The sequence below is a fragment of the Cryobacterium sp. 10S3 genome (genome assembly GCF_034344045.1).
Taxonomy (GTDB): domain Bacteria; phylum Actinomycetota; class Actinomycetes; order Actinomycetales; family Microbacteriaceae; genus Cryobacterium; species Cryobacterium glucosi.
This window is the reverse complement of sequence record NZ_CP133773.1, coordinates 3,390,249-3,414,048: the sequence shown is the minus strand read 5'-3', so window position 1 is coordinate 3,414,048 and position 23,800 is coordinate 3,390,249. Positions and strand designations below refer to the sequence as shown.

Here is a 23,800-nt window from a genome sequence, read left to right as displayed (position 1 = left end):
GTCGTCAACGTTGCCGCCGTCACGGAGCCACTCAACCGGGGTTTGGCGTCCATCGGCGACGAGCTCTGACTGCGGTGTGGCCATAAATCCTGCAGCGCTTCGCCAGCTCCACCGTGGGGTGATGACTTGGATGATTTCGGTGAGGCCGGGAAGGAGTTTCACCGGGGACTGTTAACGCCGACCGAAAACAGGGCCAGAAACGCCAACTGAAAATAGGGCCACCAACCATTATGGAAGGTGATCAAATTGGATGATTGGGCAGAGATTCGCCACCTGCATTCGACGGGCAAGCATTCGAAACGGGAGATAGCCCGGCTGGCCGGGGTGTCCCGGGGAACGGTGGATCGGGCGTTGGCTGTGGATAGGTCGCCTACGTATAAGCGCGAGCCGACCGGGTCGAGTTTCGACGCGTTTGCGTCGCAGGTGCGGGTGTTGCTTGCGGCAACGCCGACGATGCCGGCCGCGACCGCGGCCGAACGGGTGGGCTGGTCGGGGTCTCCGTCGCTGTTCCGGGCCAAAATCGCCGAGCTGCGCCCGGAGTACGCGGTGCCGGACCCCGCGGACCGGCTGGTGCACCCGCCCGGGTTCCAGGTCCAGTGTGATCTCTGGTTCCCGCACGAAGACCTGCCGCTGGGCCATGACCAGGCTGCTGCGCCGCCGGTGCTGGTGATGACTTCGACGTTCTCCGGATTCATCCAGGCCCGCATGTTGCCGTCTCGGACGACGCCGGATCTGCTCGGCGGGATGTGGTCGTTGCTGCAGGAGGCCGAGGCCGTTCCCGCCCGGCTGACCTGGGACAACGAGACCGGCATCGGGCGCGGGAAACTCACCGAGCCCGCCGCCGCGTTCGCCGGTACGCTCGGCACCCAGATCAAGCTACTCAAGGCCCGTGACCCCGAGTCCAAGGGCATGGTCGAGCGGATGAATCGGTTCTTCCGCAGCCGCTTCATGTCGGGCCGGGCGTTCACCTCGCCCGACGACTTCAATGAGCAGTTGGCCGGGTGGCTGCCCATCGCGAACAACCGTCTCTCCCGGTCACGCAGAGGCCGCCCGCAGGACCTGATCAGCATCGACCGGGCGGCGATGCGCGGGCTGCCGCCGCTGGCGCCGGAAGTGATGTTCCGAAATAGCGTCCGGCTCCCACGGGATTACTACGTTCGCGCTTTCAGCAACGACTACTCCGTCGACCCGACCATGATCGGCCGGGTCGTGGACGTGACAGCGGGCCTGGAACGCGTCACCGTCCACCACGACGGGGTCCTCATCGCCGCGCACCGCCGGAAATGGGCTCGGCAACTGACCGTGACCGATCCGGCGCACGTCCTCCGCGCGGCCGAGCTGCGCGCGCAGTTCCAAGCCCAACGCGCCCGCCGGCCCGCGGTCACTGCCGTCGTCGAGATGGCCTCACTGGCCCGCTACGACGAACTCTTCAGCGTTGACCTAGACACCACCCCGACCGTGTTGGCGGTCGCGTCATGACCGGGTCGGAAGCGGCCTCGCAGATCGAGTACTACGCCCGCGCGCTGCGGGCCCCACGGATCAGCGAAGCCTTCCGGCGCCTGGGCGACCAGGCCCGCGACGCGGGCTGGTCCCACGAGGAATACCTCGCCGCAGTGCTCTCCAAAGAGGTCTCCGAACGCGAAGCCTCCGGGGCAGCGCTCCGCATCAAGGCCGCCCGGTTCCCGGGTCACAAAACCCTCGAGGACTTCAACTTCGACCACCAGCCCTCCGCAGACCGGAACCTGATCGCGCACCTGGGCACGAGCGTGTTCCTCACCGAAGCGAAGAACGTCGTCCTCCTCGGGCCTCCCGGAACCGGGAAAACACACCTCGCCGTCGGCATTGGAATCAAGGCCGCCAAAGCCGGCCACCGGGTCCTCTTCGACACCGCGACGGGCTGGGTGACTCGACTCCAAGAAGCCCACTCACGAGGCAAACTCGCCGCCGAACTCATCAGGCTGCGCCGTTACAGCCTGCTGATCGTCGATGAGGTCGGCTACATCCCCTTCGACCAGGACGCCGCGAACCTGTTCTTCCAACTCGTGTCATCTCGCTACGAACACGCCTCACTGATCATGACGAGCAACCTGCCCTTCGCCCGCTGGGGCGACGTGTTCGGCGACCTCACCATCGCCTCCGCGATGATCGACCGCATCGTTCACCACGCCGACGTGATCAGCCTCAAAGGCAACAGCTACCGGCTCAAGCAACACCAACCCACCGCGACTACGGCACACTAGAACCACACGAGAGTGGCCCTGTTTTCAGTTGGCAGAAGTGGCCCTATTTTCGGTTGGCGTTAACAGGGGACCCGACATTGAATTGCCAGGTGGGGAAGCGAAGCCGGCCGGTGATCTCGAATGCGTACAGGTGTCCCTCGGCAACGGCTTTCCGAACAGCTTCTCTGTCCCATCCCAGAAAACCTGTGACGTTCTCCAGTGACATAGTCGCGAAGAGGTGGCGCGTCGCCTCATCGGGTAGCGCTGTTCTGACGACCCGGTAGCGTTCTTCTGCGGAAGTGGTAGCGGCCCGGACTGTCTGCCCGGGCCGCTGTGGTGTCACTCCCAGTAGGTGTCGTGGCTGCGGGTTTGTTCGTTGCGGTGCCGGCGCATGTCGATCTGGCCCAGGTTGATGATCCGGGCGTGGTTCGCGAGGCGGTTCACGATCGAGTCCGCCGCGACCCGGTCGGGGAGTTCGGCGACCCAGTGCGCGGGTCCGGTTTGTGAGGCGATCATCGTCGGCAACCGGTGTTCTCGGTTCGCGAGCACCGCGAACAAGTCGCTGGCGGCGTCGCTGTCGATGCCGACGGTGAGGAAGTCATCGATGATGAGTAGGTCGATGTTGGACAGCTCGTTCAGCAGCTTCTGGTGCGCGATGCCATTGCCGCGGGCGATGACGAGCCGTCGGGCGAGGTCGTCCATCCGGAAGTAGGCGACCGTGTGCTCGCTCTGGCTGGCGCTGATCCCGAGCGCGCAGGCGAGGTAGGTTTTCCCGCCTCCGCTGGGCGAGATGATGAGCAGGTTCGTCGAATCCGCCCGCCACTGATGGGTGGCATAGCGGCGCATCCGAACGGGGGTGATGCCGCGCCCGTCGCGGTAGTCGACTTCCGCAATCGTGGCTCCGGGAATCGGAAGCTGTGCCTGGCGGATCAGGCGCTCGACCTTGTTCACCCGCCGGGATTCCAACGCGTCGTCGACGGCGGTGAGGAACAGCTGCTCCGGGGTGAGGGTGTCGTTGGCCTCGTCCTGGATGAGTTCCTCCAGCCGGGTCGCAACATGGGTGACCCGCAGGGCGCGGAACTTGTCGTAGTCGATGCTCGTGAAGGTCATCGCCCGGTCCCTTCGCCGATCTCGTAGTGGGAGGCGTCGCGAACATAGACGTCGGGTCCGGTGTCCCGGAAGACGACGGTGCTGCCGCGCTTGCGGGTCGAGGCCGCCGGGATCAACGGCTTGGGTTTCTTCGCGTCGCTGTCGATCGTGGCCATGAGGTGTTTCAGCGTCGTGTAGGTGGGGTGCCCGTGACGGTTCAGCAGCTCCTGGCAGGCGGCGTCCAGCCGTTGCCGGTTGTTCTTGCCGAGCCCGTCGAGAATGTTCTGGCAGGCCAGATACCCTTGCGCCTCGATTGCCTGGCTGTCGAGGATCTGCTCGATCACCGTGACCGTCGCCGGGCCGAAACTGCGGGCCCGATCGGTGAACCACCGCCTGGACCACAGCCCGTCGATATTGCGGTGCTGCGGCGGAACATGCTCCGGCAGGGTCGAGTACTGGCCTTTCCGGCCCGTCAACCGCGGGTGTTGGCAGAGGATGTCGTTCCCGTCGAACACTGTCACCGTCGAGGCGGTCAGCCTCACCCGCAACAGCTTGCCGGCCAACGCGAACGGCACCGAATACCGTTGGGTGTCGGCGGTGACGTGGTAGTTGCGGCCTGCCTTGAGCTCCTTCCACTGGACGTCCTCGAATGCCGCGTCCGGCAACGATCCCAGCAGCTTCCTCTCTTCGGCGTCGAACCTCTCCCACCGGGTCGAGCCGTCAGCGCGGCGGATATCGTGGTTGATCTCCCGCACCCGCTCAACGATCGCGTCGTTCAACTCGGCCAGAGTCGTGAAGACATCGTCCTCGAGATACCCGATGACGCGTTTGTTGACGACGTTCACCGCGTTCTCGGCCGACGCCTTGTCCCGGGGCTTCTTCACTCGGGCGGGGACGATCGCGCACTGGTAGTGGTCGGCGAGCTGTTGATAGCGGGCGTTCACGACCCGCTCCGCATCGCCGGGGTGGGACCGGTTTGTCGCCGTCGTCGGGTTGTCCGGCACGATGATCTGCGGCACCCCGCCGAAGAATGCGAATGCCTGAACGTGGGCGTCGAGCCAGGCCGGCGACTTCATATCGATGAACGCGCAGCAGAACATCAGCCCGGAGAACGGCAGCACCGCGACGAACAGCACCGCCTTCGTAGTCTCACCGGTGACCGCGTCGACCAGCTCGATGGTGTCGCCGGCCCAGTCCACCAGCATCGCCCGGCCCGGCTCGTGGTTCAGCACCGCGACTAGGTCGTGGCTGCGGACGTAGTCGGTGAACAGGGCGCAGAACTGCGAATAGCCATACTTCTTCCCGAGGTCCTTCGTGTCGACGTAGCGGCGCCAGGCCAACAACAGGGTGAAGTGCCGGTTCGCTTTCATCGACGCCAGCACCCGAGACAGGTCGGGCTGGTCATATTCCTCGGACACTTTCCGGCGCCCGTCCGGGAACCACCCGGCTAGGTCGGCGTCGCTGACCGAATCCGCCGCGGTGATGCCGCGCGCCTGCATTTCCTGGCTCACCCGGGCCACGGCCCGGTGAGAGCACCCCGCGATCTCCACCACGTCCCGATAGCTGCGCCCCTCCAGCAACAGCACCAGGATCTTTCGATAATCCGCCATGAACCAGTACTCCAAACGTGAAACGACAACACCCCATGTGTTGTCGTTTCACAGCAGAGCAGCACACCCGCTTCGAGCGCTACCCTGTCCCCGGAATCCTGCTACCGCATCGCCGGAACACCGCTACCCGATAGGGCGACTCGCCAGAGGTTCAGCAGCCATCCCTCCGTAATTCGGAGTTGCAGATTTCCTCTGTTCACGGACTTCGATGCCGCGGCCCATGTTTCGGCGGTGAACGCGCCCGATTCGATCAGATAGCGCACTTCGTTCTCAGGCAGTTCCTCACGCGAGTTAGGCTCCATAGCCAGCAGCATGTCCGTGAGCGCTTGCAGGAAGTAGTCGGGATCGTTCGCCAGTCGGGCCACGGCCTCCGCCAGGCGCCGTACGGCGGCGTCGGAGACCTGGAATGCCACATCCCTCGGGAGGGGATCGCCAGCGAAATCCTCGGGTGCGTGATTGTCAGTCATAGTTCGTATGCTCTCATCACGAGCGAAGCACGGCAACGCCCCCTGGTGACGCCAAAGAACCCGCAAGAGAGGACGTCGCATTGCCCCAGATGCCTGAAACGATTGCGCCGCGACTATATCTGGATGTAGACGGGTGTATCTGCCCATTCGGGCGTCCAGACGCAGCCTGGGGAGCCGCTGCATCTACTTCAGTTTTCGTTGAATACGGCGACAGAGCCGCGACTTATGACGTGGTCTGGGCACCTGCTCTGATCGAGGCCCTCGACAGGTTGCGGGCCGAGTTCGCGCTTGAACTCGTCTGGCTGACCACCTGGGTGGAAGTCGATGCCGTCAGGCGACTGCTGGTCCCCAAACTGGGCGGTCTGGCGAATGGTCGGATCCTGCCTCTGACTCCGGGGCCTCGCAGTTCAGGCGAAGCCCGGGGCTGGTGGAAAGCTCAACGCCTCCTCGAAGATCAAGCAGCCCAGGCAGGGCCGTTCATCTGGACGGACGACAGCGAGGTTGAACTCCACGGCTGGAAAGTGCTCAATGCCACATCTGGCACGCCCAGCCTGATGATCCCCCCGCACCCCATGGTCGGCCTCCGCCCGGATGACATCCACGCCATGCGAGCCTGGCTAAACGCGCTGAAATCGGGACCAGAAGCGTCAACGATCAGTGGCCTCCAACATGACCGCTGAGTAGAGTTCCTACCATGAATGAAGAAGAGGCGACGCGGGTCCTCGTTGAAGCAGTCGGACCGTTCTACGACTGTGCAGGGCTGCAGGAATGGCTCGACCTCACGGAAGACTCCATCCTTGGCTTGGCCCGAGACGGGAAACTCCTCACAGTCAGCACCCTCGAGGGTGACTTGCTCTTCCCAAGCTTCCAATTCGGCCCGGATGGCGAATTCCTCCCATGCTTGGACAGAGTACTGAAGGCCCTGGGCGGCACCCTGAGCGAGTGGAGCATCGCCCAATGGATCGTCAACAGGGACCCCTATGACGGCATTAGCAATATTGAAAGGTTGCGGTCTGGCGACACCGAGACTGCAGTCCAACGCGCCACACGCCAAGCACAAATCTTGCGTCACTGAAAAGCACAGAGCCGCAGGGATGCCTACAGACATTTGGCCATCTCTCGACAGGAATGAGACTGCAGGCGTGCAGGCTTTGTGCTCCAGTTATTAGCATGGCTCCGACATCCCGTCGCTCCATTGGTGGAACGAACGTCCTCCCCCCCCTGAAGTGATCAATCATCCAGTTGCCGGTTGACTGCTGCTCTGACGAAAGGTTGTAGGGCAGTGATTCGTCATGACGGACAAGTGACCGACAACAAGATCAGGACACTAACAACTGGGTCAAGAACCTGCGTCATCCTCACTTGTTGATTGCCCCAGAGTCCGTCTTGTTGGCCAACAAGCCAACTGCTTTGTCCATTGGCCAGACCGACATGTGCTTTGGCCAAATGCGCTGAAATCTCACACTTGGCGAATTCGCAGAAAGAATACAGCCGCACAGCTAGCTTTCCGTTACCGGTTCGTTATATATTCGTTGTGCGTCAACCGTTTGCTGTGGCGGAAGACGCGAAATGTGATTGCAGGACACTCTTGGTGCAAGGGAAGAGGGTCGGTCGTTAAGCCTCTACGACCGGCCCTCAATCACGTTAACGGCCCGTCCGCGTCATGAACCCGCCGCTCGTCGCGCATCGCGCACGGCCGGGGAGAAGGCCTAGAAGATGTCGGGGCTCGGCGTCGTCGACTGGCGGATGGAGACATCCGCGTGACGGTCGAAGCGGTAGCCGACGCCGCGCACCGTGCGCACGATGTCTTCGTAACGGCCGAGCTTGGCGCGCAGGCGGCGCACGTGCACGTCGATGGTGCGCTCGTTGGGCGCGTCGTCCTCATCCGCGGCATCCCAGAGCTTTTCGATGAGTTCGGCACGCTCGATGGTGCGGCCCTCACGCAGCACGAGGTACTGCAGGAGTTCGAATTCCTTGTAGGTCAGCGCCGCGGTCTCGTTGTCGAGCACGACGCGCTTGCGGGAGATGTCCACGACGACGCCGCCGGCGGCGCGGTCCGGGTCGGCCACCGTGCGGTGGCGGGCCAGGGCGGCCGGGTCCTGGAGGGCGAGGCGCACGACGTCCACGTCGCGACCGCCGGCACCTGCCGGCGCGAGCGCCACGGCGGCGTGGGTTTCCGCGTTCGGGGCGAGTTCCTCGGTGAGAGCCTTGAGCGCCTCGACGATGCGGTGCAGCGAGGTGCCGGCCGCGGCGGCCTTGGCCTCGTCGATGCCGACGTAGAGGACGAAGCCGCGGGCCTCTGTGCCCTCCGGCACGGCGCGGATGCGCGGAGCAGCGGGGGCAGGCGCAAGGGCGAGTGCCGGGCGGGCGTTGTGGATGGAGCGGGCGGTGTCAATGTGTGCGAGCGACATGGCAGGAGTCCTTGGGAATGATGATGCTGGGGTGAACCCGGCGCTCTGCGCGGTTGTGGGTTCGACAATGGCCGTTGCGACCGGGTGCGGAGCGTACGAAAGGCTCCGGGAGTTCAACCGACTGACTCAGAACCGCTCAGTGCAGAGGCACGGGGTGCTACTGCGCGGGGTTCGGAGGCGAGAGGGGAACTCGGCGATGATGTCGCGATTCAGCGGCACATTCGGCAACACTCGGCGCGCATGCCGGGCATCATCATGCCGGCATTCCCAAGGGCCTCGAGGGAGGTCAGGGGGCGGTGAGGGGTTGTCATAACTGTGAGTAAAGCCCACTGTTACGGCGTGTGTCAACTTTGTGACGCAGGAAGCCAGGAAACCTGCTGCATCACGTTCGCCCCGGTCGGGTCGAACGGGAGGATCCGTGCTCGATGGGCACTTCATCACATGTTCCTCGATGGAAAGGCACTTCATCAAAGATTCGTGAAAGTACTGCGCTGCGACGCCCGTGTGTCGCAGGACCTGCGTGTTCCGCCGGCGTGGTCGCAACCGGCGGAACGGGTGGACTGTGCCCTAGACGAGTCCGTACAGACGGTCGCCGGCGTCGCCGAGTCCGGGAACGATGTAGCCGAGCTCGTTGAGGCGTTCGTCGACGGCGCCGAGAATGATCGACACCTCACGACCGGGGAACGCCGCCTCGACGGCGGCGAGACCCTCTGGCGCCGCCAGGATGCAGATGGCGGTGACGTCGACGGCGCCGCGGTCGAAGAGGAACTTGATGGCCGCGATCAGCGAGCCTCCGGTGGCGAGCATCGGGTCGAGCACGAAGCACTGGCGGTCGGAGAGGTCGTCGGGCAGGCGCTCGGCGTACGTGGTCGGCTGGAGGGTTTCCTCGTTGCGGGCCATTCCGAGGAAGCCGACCTCTGCGGTCGGCAGCAGCTTGACCATGCCCTCGAGCATGCCGAGGCCGGCGCGCAGGATCGGCACGACGAGCGGCTTCGGGTCGCTGATCTGCACCCCGTGGGCCAGCCCGACCGGGGTTTCGACGGTAATGTCTTCGACCCGCACCCCGCGGGTTCCCTCGTAGGCGAGGAGCGTCATCAGCTCCTCCACGAGGGAGCGGAAGAGCGGTGAGGAGGTGCGTTTGTCCCGCAGAACCGTCAGTTTATGGGTGATGAGCGGATGGTCGGCTACATGGACTCGCATAGGCTCAATCTACTAGCTGGGGGAGGTATCCGGATGGGCGAGCAGGCTCGCGAGCACCGCGAATGGATGCGGCTTGCCCTCCGGGAGGCCCGCGCGGCCCTCGAGACGGGTGACGTCCCGGTCGGCGCGGTCGTAATCGATGCCTCCGGTGTCGTCGTCGGCCACGGCCGCAACGACAGGGAGGCACGGCAGGACCCGACCGGTCACGCCGAGATCGTCGCCATCCGGGCCGCGGCCGCCGCTCTCGGCGACTGGCACCTCACCGGCTGCACTCTGGTGGTCACGCTCGAGCCCTGCGTGATGTGCGCCGGCGCGATCCTGGCCGCGCGGATCCCGGTCGTCGTCTTCGGCGCCTGGGACGAGAAGGCGGGAGCAGCGGGCTCCGTGTACGACGTGCTGCGCGACCGCAGGCTCAACCATCGTGCCGAGGTCTACGCGGAGGTCGACGCCGAGGAGTGCGGCGCCCTCCTCCGGGAGTTCTTCAGCGATCCAGCCCGTCGAGCCATTCGCTGAACAGCGCGCGGGACGCATCCTGCATCGTCCCGGCGTAGAGGTCGCGCTCGGCGCGCAGCGTTTCCGGGTCGAGGCCGGCCGCGGTGACCTCCGCGGCGGAAGCGCGCAGCCAGACCTCGTGCATGGCCGGCGTCACTTCGGGGTGGAACTGCACCGCGAGCGCCCAGTCGCCGATACCGAACGCCTCGTTGCCGTACTGCGGCGAACCGGCCAGGCGTGTCACGCCCTCCGGAAGGTCGAAGGTGTCGCTGTGCCACTGCAACACCGGGACGCCGGCCACGTGGCGGAGCGGCCCTGTGGCGCCGAGGCTCGTCGGTTCGACCGTGCGGAAGCCGATTTCGTTGGTCGGCCCGGGGTAGACCCTGGCGCCGAGCGCGTTGGCCATCAGCTGCGCGCCGAGGCACACGCCGAACACCGGGCGCTCGGCGGCGAGCCGGTCCTGCAGGATCGTGATCTCCCGGGCGAGCGCCGGGAACCGGTCGATCTCATACGCGCCCATCTCCCCGCCGAGCACGACGACGAGGTCGGCGGAGGTGGGGTCGATCGTGCTGAGGTCGTCGCTGAGGATCTCGACGTAGGTCACGGAATAGCCGTGCTCGTGGAGCACGGGCTCGAGGTTGCCGAGATGGATGGTGGCGTCGTGGCGCAGCACGAGTGCCGTCCGCGTCCCAGCGACCGGTGCGGCATCCGTCGCCGGCGCGGCAGGCACTGCGCTCATTCCCGGCCCCGGATGATGATGGTGTCGGTGAGCGGGCCGTGCTGGCTCGGGTCGTGGAACACATCGGGCTCGAGATAGATCGCGCGGGCGCTCGGCATCGCCGCCCGCACGCGTTCCTCGATCACGTCGATCGACGCCGCGACATCCGAGAAGCGCAGCTCGGCGTCGAACGCGAGCTTCGCGGCCACGAGCAGTTCGTCCGGCCCGAGGTAGAGCGTCTTCATGTGGATGATGCGCTGTGTCTCCGGGCCGTTCAGGATCGCGCGCTGGATCGTCGCCGTGTCGGTGGGTCGGGCGCCCTCGCCGACGAGGAGGCTCTTCGTCTCGATGCCGAGCACGATCGCGACGAGCACGAGGAGCACACCGATGCAGATGGTCCCGATCGCATCCCAGATCGGGTCGCCGGTGACGATGGTCAGGCCGACGCCGAGGAATGCGAGCACGAGGCCGCTGAGCGCCGCGACGTCTTCGAGCAGCACGACGGGCAGCTCGGGGGCCTTGGCGTGGCGGATGAACTGCACCCAGGTCTCGCCGCCCCTGGTGTGGTTCGACTCCTTGATCGCGGTGCGCAGGGAGAACGACTCGAGGCCCATCGCCACGAGCAGCACGAGGATCGGCAGCCACGGCACGTCGAGGTGGTGCGGGTCCTGCAGCTTCTGCACCCCTTCATAGAGCGAGAAGACGCCGCCGATGGAGAACAGGATGATCGAGACGACGAAGGCGTAGACGTAGCGTTCGCGCCCGTAGCCGAACGGATGCTCCGTGTCGGCGTCCTTCCGCGACTTGCGGGCTCCGAGCAGCAACAGGAGCTGGTTGCCGGAGTCGGCGAGGGAGTGCACGCCCTCCGCGAGCATCGACGACGAACCGGAGAACGCCCAGGCGATGAGTTTTGTCGCGGCGATGCCCAGGTTCGCACCGAGTGCAGCGATGATGGCCTTGTTCCCCGAAGATGCGCTCATGCAGCAATTCTAGGAGGCCCCCGAGGCTGCGAAACGCCCCGAAAAGTAGACTGGCTGCATGACCGAGACTGCCGCCACCGCGGTGCCCCCCGCCGTCCTGCCCACCATCGCGTTCCTCGGAGCCGGATCGATGGCGCGTGCCGTCCTGACCGGGCTGCTGACCCCCGCCGTGACGGTCGAGGGCGGCATCCGGGCCACCAACCGCACCGCGGAGAAGGCGGCAGAGCTGCACGACCTGCCCGGGGTCACCGCCTGGGCGACCGCGCTCGATCCGGACGCCAACCGCAAAGCGGTCACCGGGGCGCGCATCGTCGTCGTCGCCGTGAAGCCGGCGATGGTGCCCGACCTGCTCCGCGAGATCGCGTCGTCCCTCGCGCCGGGCACCCTCGTGGTGAGCGTCGCGGCCGGCGTGACGATCGCCACGTTCGAGGCGCTGCTGCCGGCATCCGTCGCCGTGATCCGATCAATGCCCAACACCCCTGCCCTCGTCGGCAAGGCCGTGACCGGCCTGAGCGCAGGCAGCCGTTCCACGGCGGCCGACCTCGACCTGGCCAGGGCCCTGTTCGGCACCGTCGGTTCGGTGCTCGTCGTCCCGGAGGACAAGCTCGACGCCCTGAGCACGATCAGCGGCTCCGGCCCGGCATACGTGTTCTACCTGATCGAGGAGTTCACCCGCACCGCCATCGACAAGGGGTTCACGGCGGAGGAGGCCGCGATCCTCGTCAACGGCACCTTCCTCGGTGCGAGCACCCTCCTCGCAGCAAGCCCGCTGTCGCCGGGCGAACTGCGCCGCCAGGTCACGAGCCCGCACGGCACCACCGAGCGCGCGGTCTGGGAACTCGAGAAGGGCGGCCTCAAGGAGCTCTTCGACCGGGCGACGGATGCCGCACTCGCCCGGGCGCGCGAACTCGCCGCCCCCACCGACTGACCCTGTCCCGGACAGCCGTTGCGGGCCCTTCCGTAGTATCCCTTCGTGGGAATGACTAGCCTAAAGGTATGGCAGACATCTTCGGCGTGGTGGCGGACTCGACTCGACGCGAAATATTACGCATTCTCCTCGAGCGATACAACCAGTCCGGGGCGGTCGGCGGCGAGCTCAGCGTGTCTGACATCGTCGTGCAACTCGGCCTCAGCCAGCCGACGGTCTCCAAGCACCTCAAGGTGTTGCGCGAGGCGGGACTCGTCGGCGTACGTGAAGCAGGGCAGCACCGTTATTACCATCTCGACTATGCCCCCCTGGAGGAGATCGAAGACTGGCTGATCCCATTCCTGAGCGTCGATTTCGATGCCGCAACGGAGGAGGAAGCCGAAGAGGCCGAGGGCCTCAAGGAAGAACAGCGGGCGTTCGCGACCGCGATCGGCAAGGTCTTCGCCGATACCTCATTCCAGGTCGCGCATGCGGTCAAAGACGTTAAACCGCGCAAATGGCGGAAGAACGAATAGAACAACCAGCAGTACTCGACCGGCAACCGCCGACCGAGCGTCGAGCGTCGCGCTTATCCGCTAGACTGGCACTTTCGTGTCTGTCGCGAATCTCGCGGCGAAATCAAATCTTGTGAGGTCCGTGTGGGTTCTGTAATTAAGAAGCGACGCAAGCGTATGGCGAAGAAGAAGCACCGCAAGCTGCTTCGTAAGACCCGCCATCAGCGTCGCAATAAGAAGTAGGACGGCTTAGCCCGTCCCCAAGCGTGAGCGTTAGGTCCTTCCGGGCCTAGCGCTTTTTGCTTGTGCGGACCCGGTTCGCGCGTGCCGCCCGGCGGATGCTCGCGCGCTTCATCCGCATCACGGGCCAGTCGCGCGCCGCCGCATACCGCGCGAGCGCAGCGTCCGGGTTGACCACCACCGGGTGGCCGACGAGGTCGAGCAGCGGAATGTCGTTGTGGGAGTCCGAGTACGCCCAGCAGTCGGCGAGGTCGACGCCGCTCGCCGCGGCGCGTGCCCGTGCCGCCTCGGACTTCAGGGCGCCGTGACAGACCCCGGCGGTCAGCCGACCCGTGAAGATGCCGTCGTCCGCCTCGAGCACGGTTCCGAGCGCGCCCGTGAAGCCGAGGCGCTCGGCGATGACGTCGGCGACCTCCTGAACGCTCGCGGTGAGCAGCCAGACCTCGTGGCTGTTCTCGAGGTGCCGTCTGGCCACCGCGACCGTCTCCGGCCAGAGCCGGCGGGTGAGCTTCGTGTCGAAGATCTCTTCGCTCAAGCGGATGAGCTCGGCCTGTTCGAATCCCACGGCGACCTCGAGGGCACGCAGCAGCACCGTGGAGAGGTGATCGCGGTTCTCGCCGACCGCGAGGAACCGGGCCTGCTTCCAGCCGAAGGAGGTGATGTCCCTGCGGGTGATGATCCCGCCCCGCCACGCGGCGACGCCCAGATGATAGAGGCTGGCCCCTCGCATCAGGGTGTTGTCGACATCGAAGAACGCGATGGCGCGCGGGGGAGTGGCTTGGAACATCTCCCTTGGAGTCTAGTTGGGTCACCATGCCGTCCCCGGCTTAGGCTGGGTGCATGGCTACTGCACTGCTCACCCTGATCGGGAAACCCGGATGTCACCTGTGCGACGATGCGCGTGAGCTCGTCACGGGTGTCGTCAGGACCCTGGACGGCACGCCGGGAGCGCCCGAGATGGCCATCGAAGAGCGTTCGATCCTCGACGACGCGGCCCTGAGCGACCTGTATCTGGAGGACATCCCCGTGCTGATGATCAACGGCACGGTGCACAACTACTGGCGGATCGATCCCGACCGCCTCCGCACGGCCCTTCTGGCCGTGAAATGATCCGGCACGTGGTGTCGTGGCGGCTCGCCGCGACCGAGCCCGCCGCACGTGCGGCCGATGCGGCCGCCATCGTCGAGCGCCTCGAGGCCCTCGTCGGCGTCGTCCCAGAGATCCGCACCCTGCAGGTCGGCACGGATGTCGTCGGGAACCCCAACTGGGACGTCGTGCTGATCGCGGACTACGAGGACCTCGACGCGCTCGCCCGCTACCAGGTGCACCCGGCCCACGAGGCCGCCGCGGCGTTCATCCGCTCCGTCGCCGCCGAGAAGGCAGCCGTCGACGTCCAGTTCTGACCCGTGCGGTTCTGAGCCGGCCGGAAACGCCGAAACGCAGGAGCTCCGGGCTGCTGAGGCGGTGTGAGCCTCAGGGCGCCGGAGCTCCTGCGTTTCGTTGTGCCGCTTGGACCCCGGCGGCCTACGGCTCGAGACGGGTCGGGCCGCGGAACAGGTAGGTGACCTCGCGGATGCTGGCCTGGTGCAGCATCAGCATCAGCACCCGGGCGAGGCCCATGCCGAAGCCGCCGTGGCTGGGAACGCCGTAACGGAAGAAGTCGAGGTAACCGCCGAGCTCTTCCGGGTCGAGGCCCTTCTCGATCGCCTGGGCGGTGAGCACGTCGATGCGGTGCTCACGCTGCGCGCCGGTCGAGATCTCGGTGCCGTTGAAGATCAGGTCGTAGCTGTTGGTGATGGTCTGGTCGTTCTCCGGACGCATGTGGTAAAACGGGCGGATGCTCGCGGCGTAGTCGGTCAGGAACACGAACTCGTGGCCGTAGGTCTCCAGCACGTACGCGGCGATCTGGCGCTCGCCCTCCGGGTCCATGTCGTCGTCGTCGCGCGGCACCTCGTAGCCGCGACCCTTGACGATCTCCTTGGCCTCGGCGAGGGGGATGCGCGGGAAGGGCTGGGTGGGAACCGTCACCTCGACGCCGAACAGGGCCAGGACTTCTTCGCCGTGCTTGGCCTTGACGGCCGTGAAGCCGGCGACGAGGAGCTCCTCGTGCAGCTGCATGACGTCTTCGTGGCTGTCGATCCAGCTGATCTCCGCGTCGACGCTCGTGAACTCCGTCGCGTGACGGCTCGTGAACGACGGGTCGGCGCGGAACGCCGGTCCGACCTCGAAGACCTTGCCGAAGCCGGCCGACTGGGCCATCTGCTTGAAGAACTGCGGGCTCTGCGCGAGGTAGGCCTTGGTGTCGAAGTACTCGACCTCGAAGAGTTCGGCGCGGGACTCGCTCGCGCTCGCCATCAGCTTCGGGGTGTGCAACTCGATGAAGTCGTGTTCGATCCAGTACGTGCGGAGTGCGTGCTCGAACGTGGTCTGGATGCGGAAGATCAGGTTCTGCTTCGGCTGGCGCAGGTCGAGGAAGCGCCAGTCGAGGCGCTTGTCGAGGCTTGAGTCTGCGGCGATCGGCGTCTCGGGGATGGCGGCGGTGACGACCGTAAGCGTCGCGAGCTTGATCTCGATCCCGCCGAGCTTGACCCGTTCGTCGTGCTTGAGCTCACCGGTCACGGTGATGAAGCTGCCCTGGGCGAGCGTGGAGATCGTGGAGGCCGGCTCGTCGGCGACGACGGCACCGTCGGCATCCGTCGTGCGGGGGTTCACGAGCTGCACGGCACCCGACTCGTCGCGCAGCACGACGAACTGCACCTTCTTCTGGTCGCGGACCGTGTCGACCCACCCCGAGACCGTCACGGTTCCGTTAGAGAGGGCGGCCAGGTTCTTGATCAATACGCGCGAAGTCACCAGATAAGTTTAGCGGCACCGGCTCTCGGCTAATTCATGGGCACCTCCTCCGTAGAATGAGCGGGTGGTAGCCAGCCAGATCCATCTCGTCCGTCACGGTGAAGTGTTCAATCCTGAGCGCGTGCTGTACGGCAGGCTGCCCGAATTCCGGCTTTCCGACCTCGGTGCCGCCATGGCGACCGCCGCTGCCGTCGACCTCGTCGAACGCGGCCGGCCGGTGCGCCGGGTCATCGCCTCCCCCCTGCAGCGCACCCGCGAGTCCGCGGCGCCCATCGCCGCGGCCTTCGGCCTGCCCGTCGAGATCGACGAGCGCATCATCGAGCCGACCAACAGATTCGAGGGTAAGCGGATGTCGGGCGAGCACGGCGCCCTGCGCGACCCGCGCAACTGGCCGGCCATGCTCAACCCGCTGCGACCGAGCTGGGGCGAACCGTACCGGGTGATCTCGGCACGGATGCTCGCGGCCATCGACGAGGCATACAACTCCGTGACCGACGGCGACGTCGTGCTTGTCAGCCACCAGCTGCCGATCTGGATGGTGCACCGCGCCCTCGCCGGCGAGCGGCTCCCGCACGACCCGCGCGGCCGACGCTGCGCCCTGTCGAGCATCACCACGCTGTCGTGGCGGGGCGAGGGACTCGTGGAGATCAGCTACGCGAACCCGGCGGCCTCGCTGCAGGCTGGGGCCACGGATGTAGGAGCGGTGTGAAGGCCGGTCCCGCGAACGGAACGCACCCGCGTCGGCGCCGTGCCGCCGGCCTGGCCGGCCTGACGGGGCTGCTCGCGCTCGCGCTCGTCCTCACCGGCTGTTCGACAGACCCCCTCGCCGACCAGTACCGCGCCGGAAGCAACAAGGGTTTCATCGCCGGCGACGGCAGCGTCACGGAGATCCCGGCCGCCGACCGCGGGGCCGCCGTGACCTGGAGCGGCGTCGACGAGACCGGCGCCACCGTGTCGAACACCGACTACGCCGGAAAAGTGCTCGTGGTCAACTTCTGGTACGCGAGTTGTGCGCCGTGCCGGGTCGAGGCCCCCGCCCTCCAGAAGCTCAACGCCGAGTTCTCCGGCAAAGGAGCCGAGTGGCTCGGCGTGAACGTGCGCGACCAGGCCGCGAACGCGATCGCGTTCAACCAGAGCTACGGCATCACCTATCCCTCGATCATGGATGTCGACGGCGGGGCCATGCAGCTCGCCTTCAGCGGCAGCATCCCGCCGAACGCGGTGCCGACCACCCTCGTGCTCGACAAGAGCGGCCGGGTCGCCGCGCGCATCCTCGGCGCCCTGTCGACGCCCTCGATCCTCGAGACCATTGTGCGCGACGCGATCGCCGAGGTCCCCGCGGCGTGAACAATCCCTTCGGCGAAATCGTCTTCAGCGGCCAGCTCCTGTTTGCGATTCCCATCGCGGTGCTCGCGGGGCTCGTCTCGTTCGCGTCCCCGTGCATCCTGCCGCTCGTGCCCGGCTACCTCGCATACATCGGCGGATTCACCGACGGCCGGTCGACCGCCGGTCGCGGTGACCGGCGCGGCCGGAACCGGCTCCTGGCCGGCGTCGGGCTCTTCGTGCTCGGCTTCACGCTCGTCTTCGTGCTGACCGGGGTCGTCTTCGGCGCGGCAGGCTTCTGGCTCAACCAGTACCGCGACCTCGTCACCCGGATCGCCGGCGTTGTCGTGATCCTGCTGGGGCTCGTCTTCGTCGGCCAGTTCGCGGCCCTGCAACGCACGGTCAAGACGAGCTGGCGCCCGCGCGCGGGACTTGCGGGCGCCCCCGTGCTCGGCGCGGTCTTCGCCGTCGGCTGGACCCCGTGCACCGGTCCGACGCTCACGGCGATCAACTCGCTCAGCCTCACCACGGGCTCCCCGTGGCAGGGCGGCCTGCTCGCGCTGTTCTATGCGCTCGGACTCGGCATCCCGTTCCTTCTCATCGCGCTCGGCCTCAACTGGGCGACAGGGGCGGTGTCGTTCCTGAAACGGCACGTCCGCGCGATCAATCTGTTCGGGGGCGTGCTCCTCGTCGTCATCGGCGTCCTCATGGTGACCGGCGTCTGGAATGCCTGGCTCCTCGACCTGCAAGGAGTGATCGGCAGTTATGTCCCGGCCATCTGACCACTACGATTCCCCAGCGCCGGCCCCGGCGTCCGACGATGTCATCCAGCCCAGGCTCGGCCTCGTCGGCTGGCTGCGCTGGTTCTGGCGCCAGCTCACCAACATGCGAACCGCCCTGTTCCTGCTGCTCCTGCTGGCGATCGCCGCCGTGCCCGGTTCGCTCGTTCCGCAGCGCAGCTCAGACCCGAACGGTGTCACCCAGTACTTCGCGGACAACCCCGACCTGGCTCCCGTGCTCGACAAGATCCAGGCCTTCGACGTCTACTCCTCCGCCTGGTTCTCGGCGATCTACCTCCTCCTGTTCATCTCGCTGATCGGCTGCGTGATCCCGCGCACGAAGCACCACTTCCAGGCGCTCCGGGCCCAGCCGCCGCGCACGCCAGCGCGGCTCATGCGGCTCGCCGGCTTCACCGAACGCACGGCTCCTGCCGGCACGGATGCCGCGGCGGCGGTCGACTCCGCCCGCTCGCTCCTGAAGAAGAGCGGCTACCGCGTCGCCCTGTTCGACAGCGCGCCGGCACGCGGCGGGCGGGAATTCTCGGCGTCGGCCGAGCGCGGCTACCTGCGCGAGACCGGAAACCTCGTGTTCCACTTCGCGCTCGTCGGCATCCTGATCACGGTCGGCTTCGGCAGCGGCTTCGGGTTCAGCGGCCAACGGGTGCTCGTCGAGGGCCAGACCTTCGTGAACACCCTGCTCGCCTACGACTCGTTCAGCCCGGGGCGGTTCTTCAGCGACTCGAGCCTCGAGCCGTACAAGCTCACCCTCGACGACTTCAGCGTCACCTACGAGACCCAGAACCTCGAGGCGTACGGCCAGGCGATCGACTACTCCGCTGCCGTCAGCGTCACCCGCCGCGGCGAGGCCCTCCAGACCGGCGTCGTCAAGGTGAACACCCCGATGCGCACCGGCGGCACCGATGTGTACCTGCTCGGCAACGGCTACGCGCCCTCGATCACCGTCAAGGACCCCAACGGGGTCGTCGTCTTCACCGACGCGGTGCCGTTCCTGCCGCAGGACGCGAACCTCACCTCGCTCGGCGTGATCAAGGTGCCGGACGGCCTCAGCGAACAGCTCGGCATGATCGGCTTCTTCTACCCGACGCAGGCCGCCAGTTCGACGGGCGCCTTCTACTCGTCGTACCCGGACCTCGAATACCCGATGCTCACCCTGAACATCTACTCTGGCGACCTCGGGTTGAACGCGGGAGTTCCGACATCCGTCTACTCGCTCAACACCGACAAGATGACGCGGCTCACCGGTGGCAAGACCGGCGTGAAGTCGCTCGAGCTCAAGCCGGGGGAGACCCAGCAGCTGCCGAACGGACTCGGCTCCGTCACGTTCAACGACGCGCACCCCGGCGCCGCCGCGAACGATTTCTCCGGCTCGGTGCTGCGGTTCGCGTCCTTCGACATCCACCACGACCCGACGCAGGTCTGGGTGCTGTCCTTCGCGATCCTCGCCCTGCTCGGGCTGCTCACGAGCCTGTTCGTGCCGCGGCGGCGAGTCTGGGTCAAGGCGATCGAGAGCGAAGACGGATCGCTGACCCTCGAGTACGCGGGACTCGCCCGCGGCGAGGACCCGGCCCTCGAAGCAGCCGTGACCGACATCGCAGACCGCCACGGGCGACTGCTGGTATCCTCCACATCAGCCGTCCCGGCGACCGAACAGAATTAGGCTGACCACGTGAATCTCAACGAGCTCTCGATCCTGAGCCTGTACTCGGCGATGGCCGTCTATGCGCTCGCCTTCATTTCCTTCGCCTTCGACCTCGCCAAGCGCTCCGCGGCCGTCAAGACGGCGGACGAGGCGACGGGCCTCGCGGCGCTCGCCGCCGTACCGGTCGGCGTCGGCGCGGCCAATGGGGCGCAACCGGCGGGCAGGGACGCGACCCTCGATCCGGGGAAGCCTGCGGGCAAGGCCGGTGCCGCGGCATCCGCCGGAACGATCGTGAACCGGATCAGCGCCCGCATCGCCAACGACGCCGCCACCCCGTACGGCCGCTCGAAGAGCCTGCGGATCGGCGTCTCGCTCACCGTGCTGGCCTGGGCGATCCACTTGATGGCCGACGTGCTGCGCGGCTTCGCCGCCGGGCGGGTGCCGTGGGCCAACATGTACGAGTTCGCGATGACGGGCACCCTGCTCATCGTGACCGTGTTCCTGATCGTGCTCACCCGCGCGGACCTGCGCTTCCTCGGCACCTTCGTGACCGGCATGGTGCTCGTGCTGCTCGGCATCGCGGCGCTGCGCTTCTATGTCGAGGTCGCCCCGCTGCCGCCGGCGCTCCAGTCGGCATGGCTCGTGATCCACGTCTTCGTCGCCTCGCTCGGAACCGGGTTCTTCGCGCTCGGCTTCGCGCTCTCCGTGGTGCAACTGCTGCAGTTCCGGCGGGAGGCGCTCGTCACGACCGCCGGCCGGGTGCGCCTCCGCTTCCTCGCGACGCTGCCCTCGGCAGCGACGCTCGAGAACCTGGCGTACCGGGTTCACATCATCGGCTTCATCCTCTGGACGTTCACCCTGATGGCCGGTTCGATCTGGGCGGAGAAGGCCTGGGGCCGGTATTGGGGCTGGGACACCAAGGAGGTCTGGACCTTCATCATCTGGACCATCTACGCCGGCTACATCCACGCCCGTGCAACCAGGGGCTGGCGCGGTTCCCGCTCCGCGTGGCTCGCGATCGTCGGTTTCAGCGCCGTGATGTTCAACTTCGGCGTCGTGAACGTCTTCTTCAAGGGACTGCACGCATACTCGGGCCTCTAACCCGGCATCCGCCCGGGCGGGTCAGTCCGTGATGGCGTCCGTGATGGCGGGTTCGGCGGCGAGCAGGGCGTAGCAGCGGCTGAGGCGGGCGAGCCACCAGGCGCTGCGCTCGGCGGATGCCGCGTAGCGGTCGAGCAGGTCGGCGTCGGGCACGACGCGGCGAACCGGGATCCGGCCGTCGACCGGCAGCAGCGGGTCGTGGGTGACATCGGCGGCGAGCAGCGAGGCGGTGCCGAGGCCGCAGTCGAACTCGAGGCCGGGGATCGCGGCGGCGAGGTGCGCGCCCATCGCGATGCCGACCGAGGTGTCGAGGGCACTCGAGACCACGACGGGCAGGCCGGCCAGCGCAACGAGGTCGAGTGCGACGTGAATCCCGCCGAGCGGTGCCGCCTTGATCACGAGGATGTCGGCAGAGCCCGTGGTCGCCACGAGCAGCGGGTCCTCGGCGCGGCGCACGCTCTCGTCGGCGGCGACGGGGATGCCGAGGTAGTCGGCGGAGCGACGGCGGATCTCGGCGAGTTCCTCGATGCTCGCGCACGGCTGTTCGACGTACTCGAGGTCGAACTCGCCGAGGGCGTTCAGGGCGTGTTCGGCTTCGTCGAGGTTCCAGAGGCCGTTCGCGTCCACACGGATGCGCCCCTCCGGTCCCAGCACCCGGCGCACGGCGCGCACGCGGGCGACGTCTTCTGCGAGGGTCTGCCCGGGGGCGGCCACCTTCACCTTGGCCGTGCGGCACCCCGGAAAGCGGGCGAGGACATCCGCCACGAGTTCCGCGTCGATTGCAGGGACGGTCGCATTGACGGGGATGCTCTCGCGCAGGAGGGCGGGCGTCGGGGTCCAGCCGAAGTCGATCGCGGCGCGCAGCCAGGCGACGGACTCTGCGTCGTCGTACTCGGCGAACGGCGCGAACTCCGTCCAGCCCTCCGGTCCTTCGAGGAGGAGTGCCTCGCGGGTGTCGATTCCGCGGAATCGGGTGATGAGCGGCAACGCGACAATGCGGGCCGTTCCGAGCAACTCTGCGAGTGGGGGAAGCATGCTTCCAGTCTGCCAGCCGGGCGCGGGTGCGGGCGACCGTGCCGCCGCACGCGTCGGGGCGTGCGCGCCAGAAGCGCCGCTCCGCGCCAGGCCTGCCGGGCGCGGAACGGCGCAGTGGGCGCGCGGCGGAGCGGACCGTGCGGGAGGCTAGAGGGAGTCGTGGTTGAAGGCGCCGTCGACCTCGAGGTCGAGGTCGTCCCCGTTGGTGGGTTTGACGTCGATAACCGCGAACGCGATGCCGGGCGCGATCAGGAGATAGGCGTCCTCGAAGCGGCCGCCGCCGCTGTTGACCGGAAGCCAGTACGGCTGGCCGGACGTGACGGCCGCGTTGATCTCATTCCGGAGCGACTCTGCGGACCGGCCGCCCAGGGAGTACTGCTGACCGCCATAGACGATGTCGATGCGAATCATGGTTCATCCTTCGTCGCGAGCACGGATGCCGGCCGGTGCGGTTCGGGGACGAGCTGCAAACCGCCAGAGGAGTTGGCGGTCAGCATGAGCGCCTCCACCCAGTCGCGATTGAGGCTCGGCGAGCGACCGCCGAAGTATTTGAAGGCGAGCGGGATGGCCGGATGCAGCCAGATCGTGCTGCGACCGTCGCCTCCGGACGGGTCGTCCCTCCACGTGAAGTAGAAGCACTCTCCCCGGCGCAGCTTGGCTCCGATGACCACCTGGATGTGCGCCAGGATGCGATCATCAAAGTCGGCCGTCACCGTCGAGTTATAGGTGAGCTTTCCCATGATTCCCTCGTTGGCGCGTCATAAGGAATTATTGCTACAAAATCGAGACGTTGCCAATGCTCAGTTCGGGGGGTCCCCCGGAGAGCCGTGGAAAAGTTCAGTGCCGTGGAAAAGTTGGGTCACGCCGGAACCGGGTTGTGCGGGTGCTCACGCACCCGCACAACCGGTCATCGACGGACCAGGCCTGCGGGCATCTAATCGCGCAGGTACCGTTCGAGCCGAGGCACGTGCAGGAGGGCCAGCGCGCGCTTCTCGATCTGGCGGACCCGCTCCCGCGTGACGCCCTGGATGACGGCGATCTGGTCGAGGGTGCGCGGTTCGTCGCCGTCGAGCCCGAATCGGGCCTTCAGGATCGACCGCTCCCGCGGCGGCAGCGCGTCGAGGTAGAAGCAGATGTCCGCGGCACGCAGCGTGACCGTCGCATACTCGTCCGGCTGCGGCAGGTCGTCGTCGATGATGAGCTCCGAGATGTCTCCGACGCCGTCACCGACCGGGGAATGCAGGGAAATCGGCTCATTGTCGTACTGCAGCAGCCGCGAGACGTCGCGGATGGGGATCTGCGCCGCCTCGGAGAGCTCCTTGAGCGAGGGGTCGCGGTCGAGGGTGCTCGTGAGGTCGCGGCGGATGCGCTTGATCTTGTTGAGCTTCTCCGCGGTGTGCACGGGGATGCGGATCATCCGGGACTTGTCGGCCATTCCGCGGTGAATCGCCTGGCGGATCCACCAGGTCGCGTAGGTGGAGAACTTGTATCCGGTCATGAAGTCGTACTTCTCGACCGCTCGGACGAGGCCGATGTTGCCGTCCTGGACGAGGTCCATGATCGGCACCCCGCGGCCGGAGTAGTGCTTGGCGATGCTGACGACGAGGCGGAGGTTGGCTTCGATGAAGTGGTTCTTCGCCCGGCCGCCGTCGTGGGCGAGCCAGGCGAGTTCCCGGGAAAGCTCGTGGTCGTCGACCCCGTGCGCGAGCTTCTCTGCGGCGAACAGGCCGACCTCGATCCGCCGGGCGAGGTTGACCTCATCCTCGGCGCTCAGGAGGGGGCCCTTGCCGATGCGGCGCAGGTAGTCGCCGAAGGCATCCGTGGATGCCCTGCTGTAGCGGGACGCTGCCGTACTGCCGGCCGAACGCTGGGATGAGCCGGCCGGGTTGATCGAGGGGAGCGGGGCGCGGTAGGAGTCGGGAGAATCGAAGTGGTCGTGGGCCGGTGCCGACGTGTTCATCGTGACGGTCACGGTCGCACCGCCGTTCCGATGGCGTTCTGGTGTTTTCTGGTGTTTTCTGCCGGGGTCATGCGGATGCTGACGGCGCTGATGGTGCTGTGGGTTCGGGTTGCCACGTCGTTGTGGAGTGGCAGGTCGATCGGGGCTTTTGACTGTGTGTCTAGGTCGTTCATGACTACCTCCGGGTCTCACTGAGACCACAAGTACACATGGTGAAAATGAGGCGCTCAAGGGGGTTGAC

Annotated in this window: 28 protein-coding genes; 15 read left to right on the top strand and 13 right to left on the bottom strand. The window is 66.7% G+C overall.

What is annotated here, in order from left to right; genetic code table 11:
• Positions 1-357 precede the first annotated feature (357 nt).
• Complete coding sequence (locus tag RHM57_RS15905; RefSeq protein ID WP_322138562.1) at positions 358-1,479, top strand: Mu transposase domain-containing protein; 1,122 nt, start codon at positions 358-360, stop codon at positions 1,477-1,479.
• On the top strand, positions 1,476-2,240 hold the full coding sequence (gene istB / locus RHM57_RS15900) for an IS21-like element helper ATPase IstB (protein ID WP_322135186.1): 765 nt from the start codon (positions 1,476-1,478) through the stop codon (positions 2,238-2,240). Before RHM57_RS15905 ends, istB begins: the two co-directional genes overlap by 4 nt.
• A 318-nt stretch (positions 2,241-2,558) precedes the next feature.
• Here istB and RHM57_RS15895 read toward each other — a convergent pair whose 3' ends face one another.
• The 3 genes from RHM57_RS15895 to RHM57_RS15885 form a co-directional block, all read right to left on the bottom strand.
• Positions 2,559-3,329: an ATP-binding protein gene (locus RHM57_RS15895; protein ID WP_322137582.1), complete on the bottom strand. Its 771-nt coding sequence runs from the start codon at positions 3,327-3,329 to the stop codon at positions 2,559-2,561.
• Positions 3,326-4,918 carry an IS21 family transposase gene (gene istA, locus RHM57_RS15890; protein ID WP_322188627.1) on the bottom strand — a complete coding sequence of 531 codons (1,593 nt, stop codon included), beginning with the start codon at positions 4,916-4,918 and terminating at the stop codon, positions 3,326-3,328. The genes RHM57_RS15895 and istA overlap by 4 nt, the downstream gene beginning before the upstream one ends.
• A gap of 101 nt (positions 4,919-5,019) precedes the next feature.
• Positions 5,020-5,385, bottom strand: coding sequence for a hypothetical protein (locus RHM57_RS15885; protein WP_322188625.1), 366 nt, complete (start codon positions 5,383-5,385; stop codon positions 5,020-5,022).
• 89 nt (positions 5,386-5,474) lie between these two features.
• Here RHM57_RS15885 and RHM57_RS15880 point away from each other — a divergent pair, with 89 nt between their 5' ends.
• Together RHM57_RS15880 and RHM57_RS15875 are read left to right on the top strand one after the other, a co-directional pair.
• Complete coding sequence (locus RHM57_RS15880) at positions 5,475-6,065, top strand: HAD domain-containing protein (RefSeq protein WP_322188623.1); 591 nt, start codon at positions 5,475-5,477, stop codon at positions 6,063-6,065.
• Positions 6,066-6,079: 14 nt separating this feature from the next.
• The gene (locus tag RHM57_RS15875; protein WP_322188621.1) at positions 6,080-6,460 is read left to right on the top strand and encodes a hypothetical protein; all 381 of its coding nucleotides are present in this window, start codon (positions 6,080-6,082) and stop codon (positions 6,458-6,460) included.
• Positions 6,461-7,094: 634 nt separating this feature from the next.
• Here RHM57_RS15875 and RHM57_RS15870 read toward each other — a convergent pair.
• Together RHM57_RS15870 and upp are read right to left on the bottom strand one after the other, a co-directional pair.
• Positions 7,095-7,796 (bottom strand): winged helix-turn-helix domain-containing protein, encoded by a 702-nt coding sequence (locus tag RHM57_RS15870; protein WP_134448772.1) that lies wholly within the window; start codon positions 7,794-7,796, stop codon positions 7,095-7,097.
• 567 nt (positions 7,797-8,363) lie between these two features.
• Positions 8,364-8,996 carry a uracil phosphoribosyltransferase gene (upp, locus tag RHM57_RS15865; RefSeq protein ID WP_134448773.1) on the bottom strand — a complete coding sequence of 211 codons (633 nt, stop codon included), beginning with the start codon at positions 8,994-8,996 and terminating at the stop codon, positions 8,364-8,366.
• A 33-nt stretch (positions 8,997-9,029) separates the two neighbouring features.
• Here upp and tadA point away from each other — a divergent pair, with 33 nt between their 5' ends.
• Positions 9,030-9,509, top strand: a complete 480-nt coding sequence (gene tadA / locus RHM57_RS15860) for a tRNA adenosine(34) deaminase TadA (protein ID WP_206750881.1) — start codon at positions 9,030-9,032, stop codon at positions 9,507-9,509.
• Here tadA and RHM57_RS15855 read toward each other — a convergent pair.
• Together RHM57_RS15855 and RHM57_RS15850 are read right to left on the bottom strand one after the other, a co-directional pair.
• Positions 9,478-10,227, bottom strand: a complete 750-nt coding sequence (locus RHM57_RS15855) for a glutamine amidotransferase (protein ID WP_134448774.1) — start codon at positions 10,225-10,227, stop codon at positions 9,478-9,480. The genes tadA and RHM57_RS15855 overlap by 32 nt on opposite strands.
• Entirely contained in the window at positions 10,224-11,186 is a 963-nt protein-coding gene (locus tag RHM57_RS15850; RefSeq protein ID WP_134562045.1) for a cation diffusion facilitator family transporter, read from the bottom strand. Before RHM57_RS15850 ends, RHM57_RS15855 begins: the two co-directional genes overlap by 4 nt.
• 58 nt (positions 11,187-11,244) lie before the next feature.
• Between RHM57_RS15850 and proC the strand changes: the two genes are divergently transcribed.
• The 3 genes from proC to RHM57_RS15835 all read left to right on the top strand — a co-directional run bounded on the left by proC (position 11,245) and on the right by RHM57_RS15835 (position 12,851).
• Positions 11,245-12,114 (top strand): pyrroline-5-carboxylate reductase, encoded by an 870-nt coding sequence (proC, locus tag RHM57_RS15845; RefSeq protein ID WP_322188619.1) that lies wholly within the window; start codon positions 11,245-11,247, stop codon positions 12,112-12,114.
• A gap of 68 nt (positions 12,115-12,182) precedes the next feature.
• A complete protein-coding gene (locus RHM57_RS15840; RefSeq protein ID WP_134558651.1) occupies positions 12,183-12,629 on the top strand; it encodes an ArsR/SmtB family transcription factor in 447 nt (148 codons plus the stop codon).
• Between the two features lie 123 nt (positions 12,630-12,752).
• Positions 12,753-12,851 (top strand): 30S ribosomal protein bS22, encoded by a 99-nt coding sequence (locus RHM57_RS15835; protein WP_003792170.1) that lies wholly within the window; start codon positions 12,753-12,755, stop codon positions 12,849-12,851.
• A gap of 46 nt (positions 12,852-12,897) precedes the next feature.
• On the opposite strand, the gene RHM57_RS15830 is transcribed toward RHM57_RS15835, so the two are convergent.
• Positions 12,898-13,635: an HAD family hydrolase gene (locus RHM57_RS15830; protein ID WP_134448778.1), complete on the bottom strand. Its 738-nt coding sequence runs from the start codon at positions 13,633-13,635 to the stop codon at positions 12,898-12,900.
• Between the two features lie 53 nt (positions 13,636-13,688).
• Between RHM57_RS15830 and RHM57_RS15825 the strand changes: the two genes are divergently transcribed.
• Both RHM57_RS15825 and RHM57_RS15820 read left to right on the top strand, forming a co-directional pair.
• Positions 13,689-13,958: a glutaredoxin family protein gene (locus tag RHM57_RS15825; protein WP_134448779.1), complete on the top strand. Its 270-nt coding sequence runs from the start codon at positions 13,689-13,691 to the stop codon at positions 13,956-13,958.
• Positions 13,955-14,251, top strand: coding sequence for a Dabb family protein (locus tag RHM57_RS15820; RefSeq protein ID WP_134448780.1), 297 nt, complete (start codon positions 13,955-13,957; stop codon positions 14,249-14,251). Before RHM57_RS15825 ends, RHM57_RS15820 begins: the two co-directional genes overlap by 4 nt.
• Positions 14,252-14,372: 121 nt before the next feature.
• Here RHM57_RS15820 and aspS read toward each other — a convergent pair whose 3' ends face one another.
• Entirely contained in the window at positions 14,373-15,701 is a 1,329-nt protein-coding gene (gene aspS, locus RHM57_RS15815; RefSeq protein ID WP_198413453.1) for an aspartate--tRNA(Asn) ligase, read from the bottom strand.
• 64 nt (positions 15,702-15,765) lie between these two features.
• Between aspS and RHM57_RS15810 the strand changes: the two genes are divergently transcribed.
• Genes RHM57_RS15810 through ccsB form a run of 5 tightly spaced genes read left to right on the top strand, consistent with a single transcriptional unit; the run spans position 15,766 to position 20,564 of the window.
• Positions 15,766-16,410 carry a histidine phosphatase family protein gene (locus RHM57_RS15810; protein ID WP_322188617.1) on the top strand — a complete coding sequence of 215 codons (645 nt, stop codon included), beginning with the start codon at positions 15,766-15,768 and terminating at the stop codon, positions 16,408-16,410.
• On the top strand, positions 16,407-17,048 hold the full coding sequence (locus RHM57_RS15805) for a TlpA family protein disulfide reductase (RefSeq protein WP_241987443.1): 642 nt from the start codon (positions 16,407-16,409) through the stop codon (positions 17,046-17,048). The genes RHM57_RS15810 and RHM57_RS15805 overlap by 4 nt, the downstream gene beginning before the upstream one ends.
• On the top strand, positions 17,045-17,806 hold the full coding sequence (locus tag RHM57_RS15800) for a cytochrome c biogenesis CcdA family protein (protein WP_134448782.1): 762 nt from the start codon (positions 17,045-17,047) through the stop codon (positions 17,804-17,806). The genes RHM57_RS15805 and RHM57_RS15800 overlap by 4 nt, the downstream gene beginning before the upstream one ends.
• Positions 17,790-19,481 (top strand): cytochrome c biogenesis protein ResB, encoded by a 1,692-nt coding sequence (gene resB / locus RHM57_RS15795; RefSeq protein WP_322188614.1) that lies wholly within the window; start codon positions 17,790-17,792, stop codon positions 19,479-19,481. Before RHM57_RS15800 ends, resB begins: the two co-directional genes overlap by 17 nt.
• A 51-nt stretch (positions 19,482-19,532) precedes the next feature.
• Positions 19,533-20,564, top strand: a complete 1,032-nt coding sequence (gene ccsB / locus RHM57_RS15790; RefSeq protein WP_322189884.1) for a c-type cytochrome biogenesis protein CcsB — start codon at positions 19,533-19,535, stop codon at positions 20,562-20,564.
• 21 nt (positions 20,565-20,585) lie between these two features.
• Here the strand turns inward: ccsB and RHM57_RS15785 are convergent, their stop codons facing one another.
• The 4 genes from RHM57_RS15785 to RHM57_RS15770 form a co-directional block, all read right to left on the bottom strand.
• On the bottom strand, positions 20,586-21,599 hold the full coding sequence (locus RHM57_RS15785; RefSeq protein ID WP_134448784.1) for an o-succinylbenzoate synthase: 1,014 nt from the start codon (positions 21,597-21,599) through the stop codon (positions 20,586-20,588).
• A gap of 147 nt (positions 21,600-21,746) precedes the next feature.
• On the bottom strand, positions 21,747-22,010 hold the full coding sequence (locus RHM57_RS15780) for a hypothetical protein (protein WP_134448785.1): 264 nt from the start codon (positions 22,008-22,010) through the stop codon (positions 21,747-21,749).
• A complete protein-coding gene (locus RHM57_RS15775; RefSeq protein ID WP_134448786.1) occupies positions 22,007-22,339 on the bottom strand; it encodes an ATP-dependent DNA ligase in 333 nt (110 codons plus the stop codon). Before RHM57_RS15775 ends, RHM57_RS15780 begins: the two co-directional genes overlap by 4 nt.
• 194 nt (positions 22,340-22,533) lie before the next feature.
• Entirely contained in the window at positions 22,534-23,571 is a 1,038-nt protein-coding gene (locus RHM57_RS15770; protein ID WP_241975296.1) for a sigma-70 family RNA polymerase sigma factor, read from the bottom strand.
• Positions 23,572-23,800 lie beyond the last annotated feature (229 nt).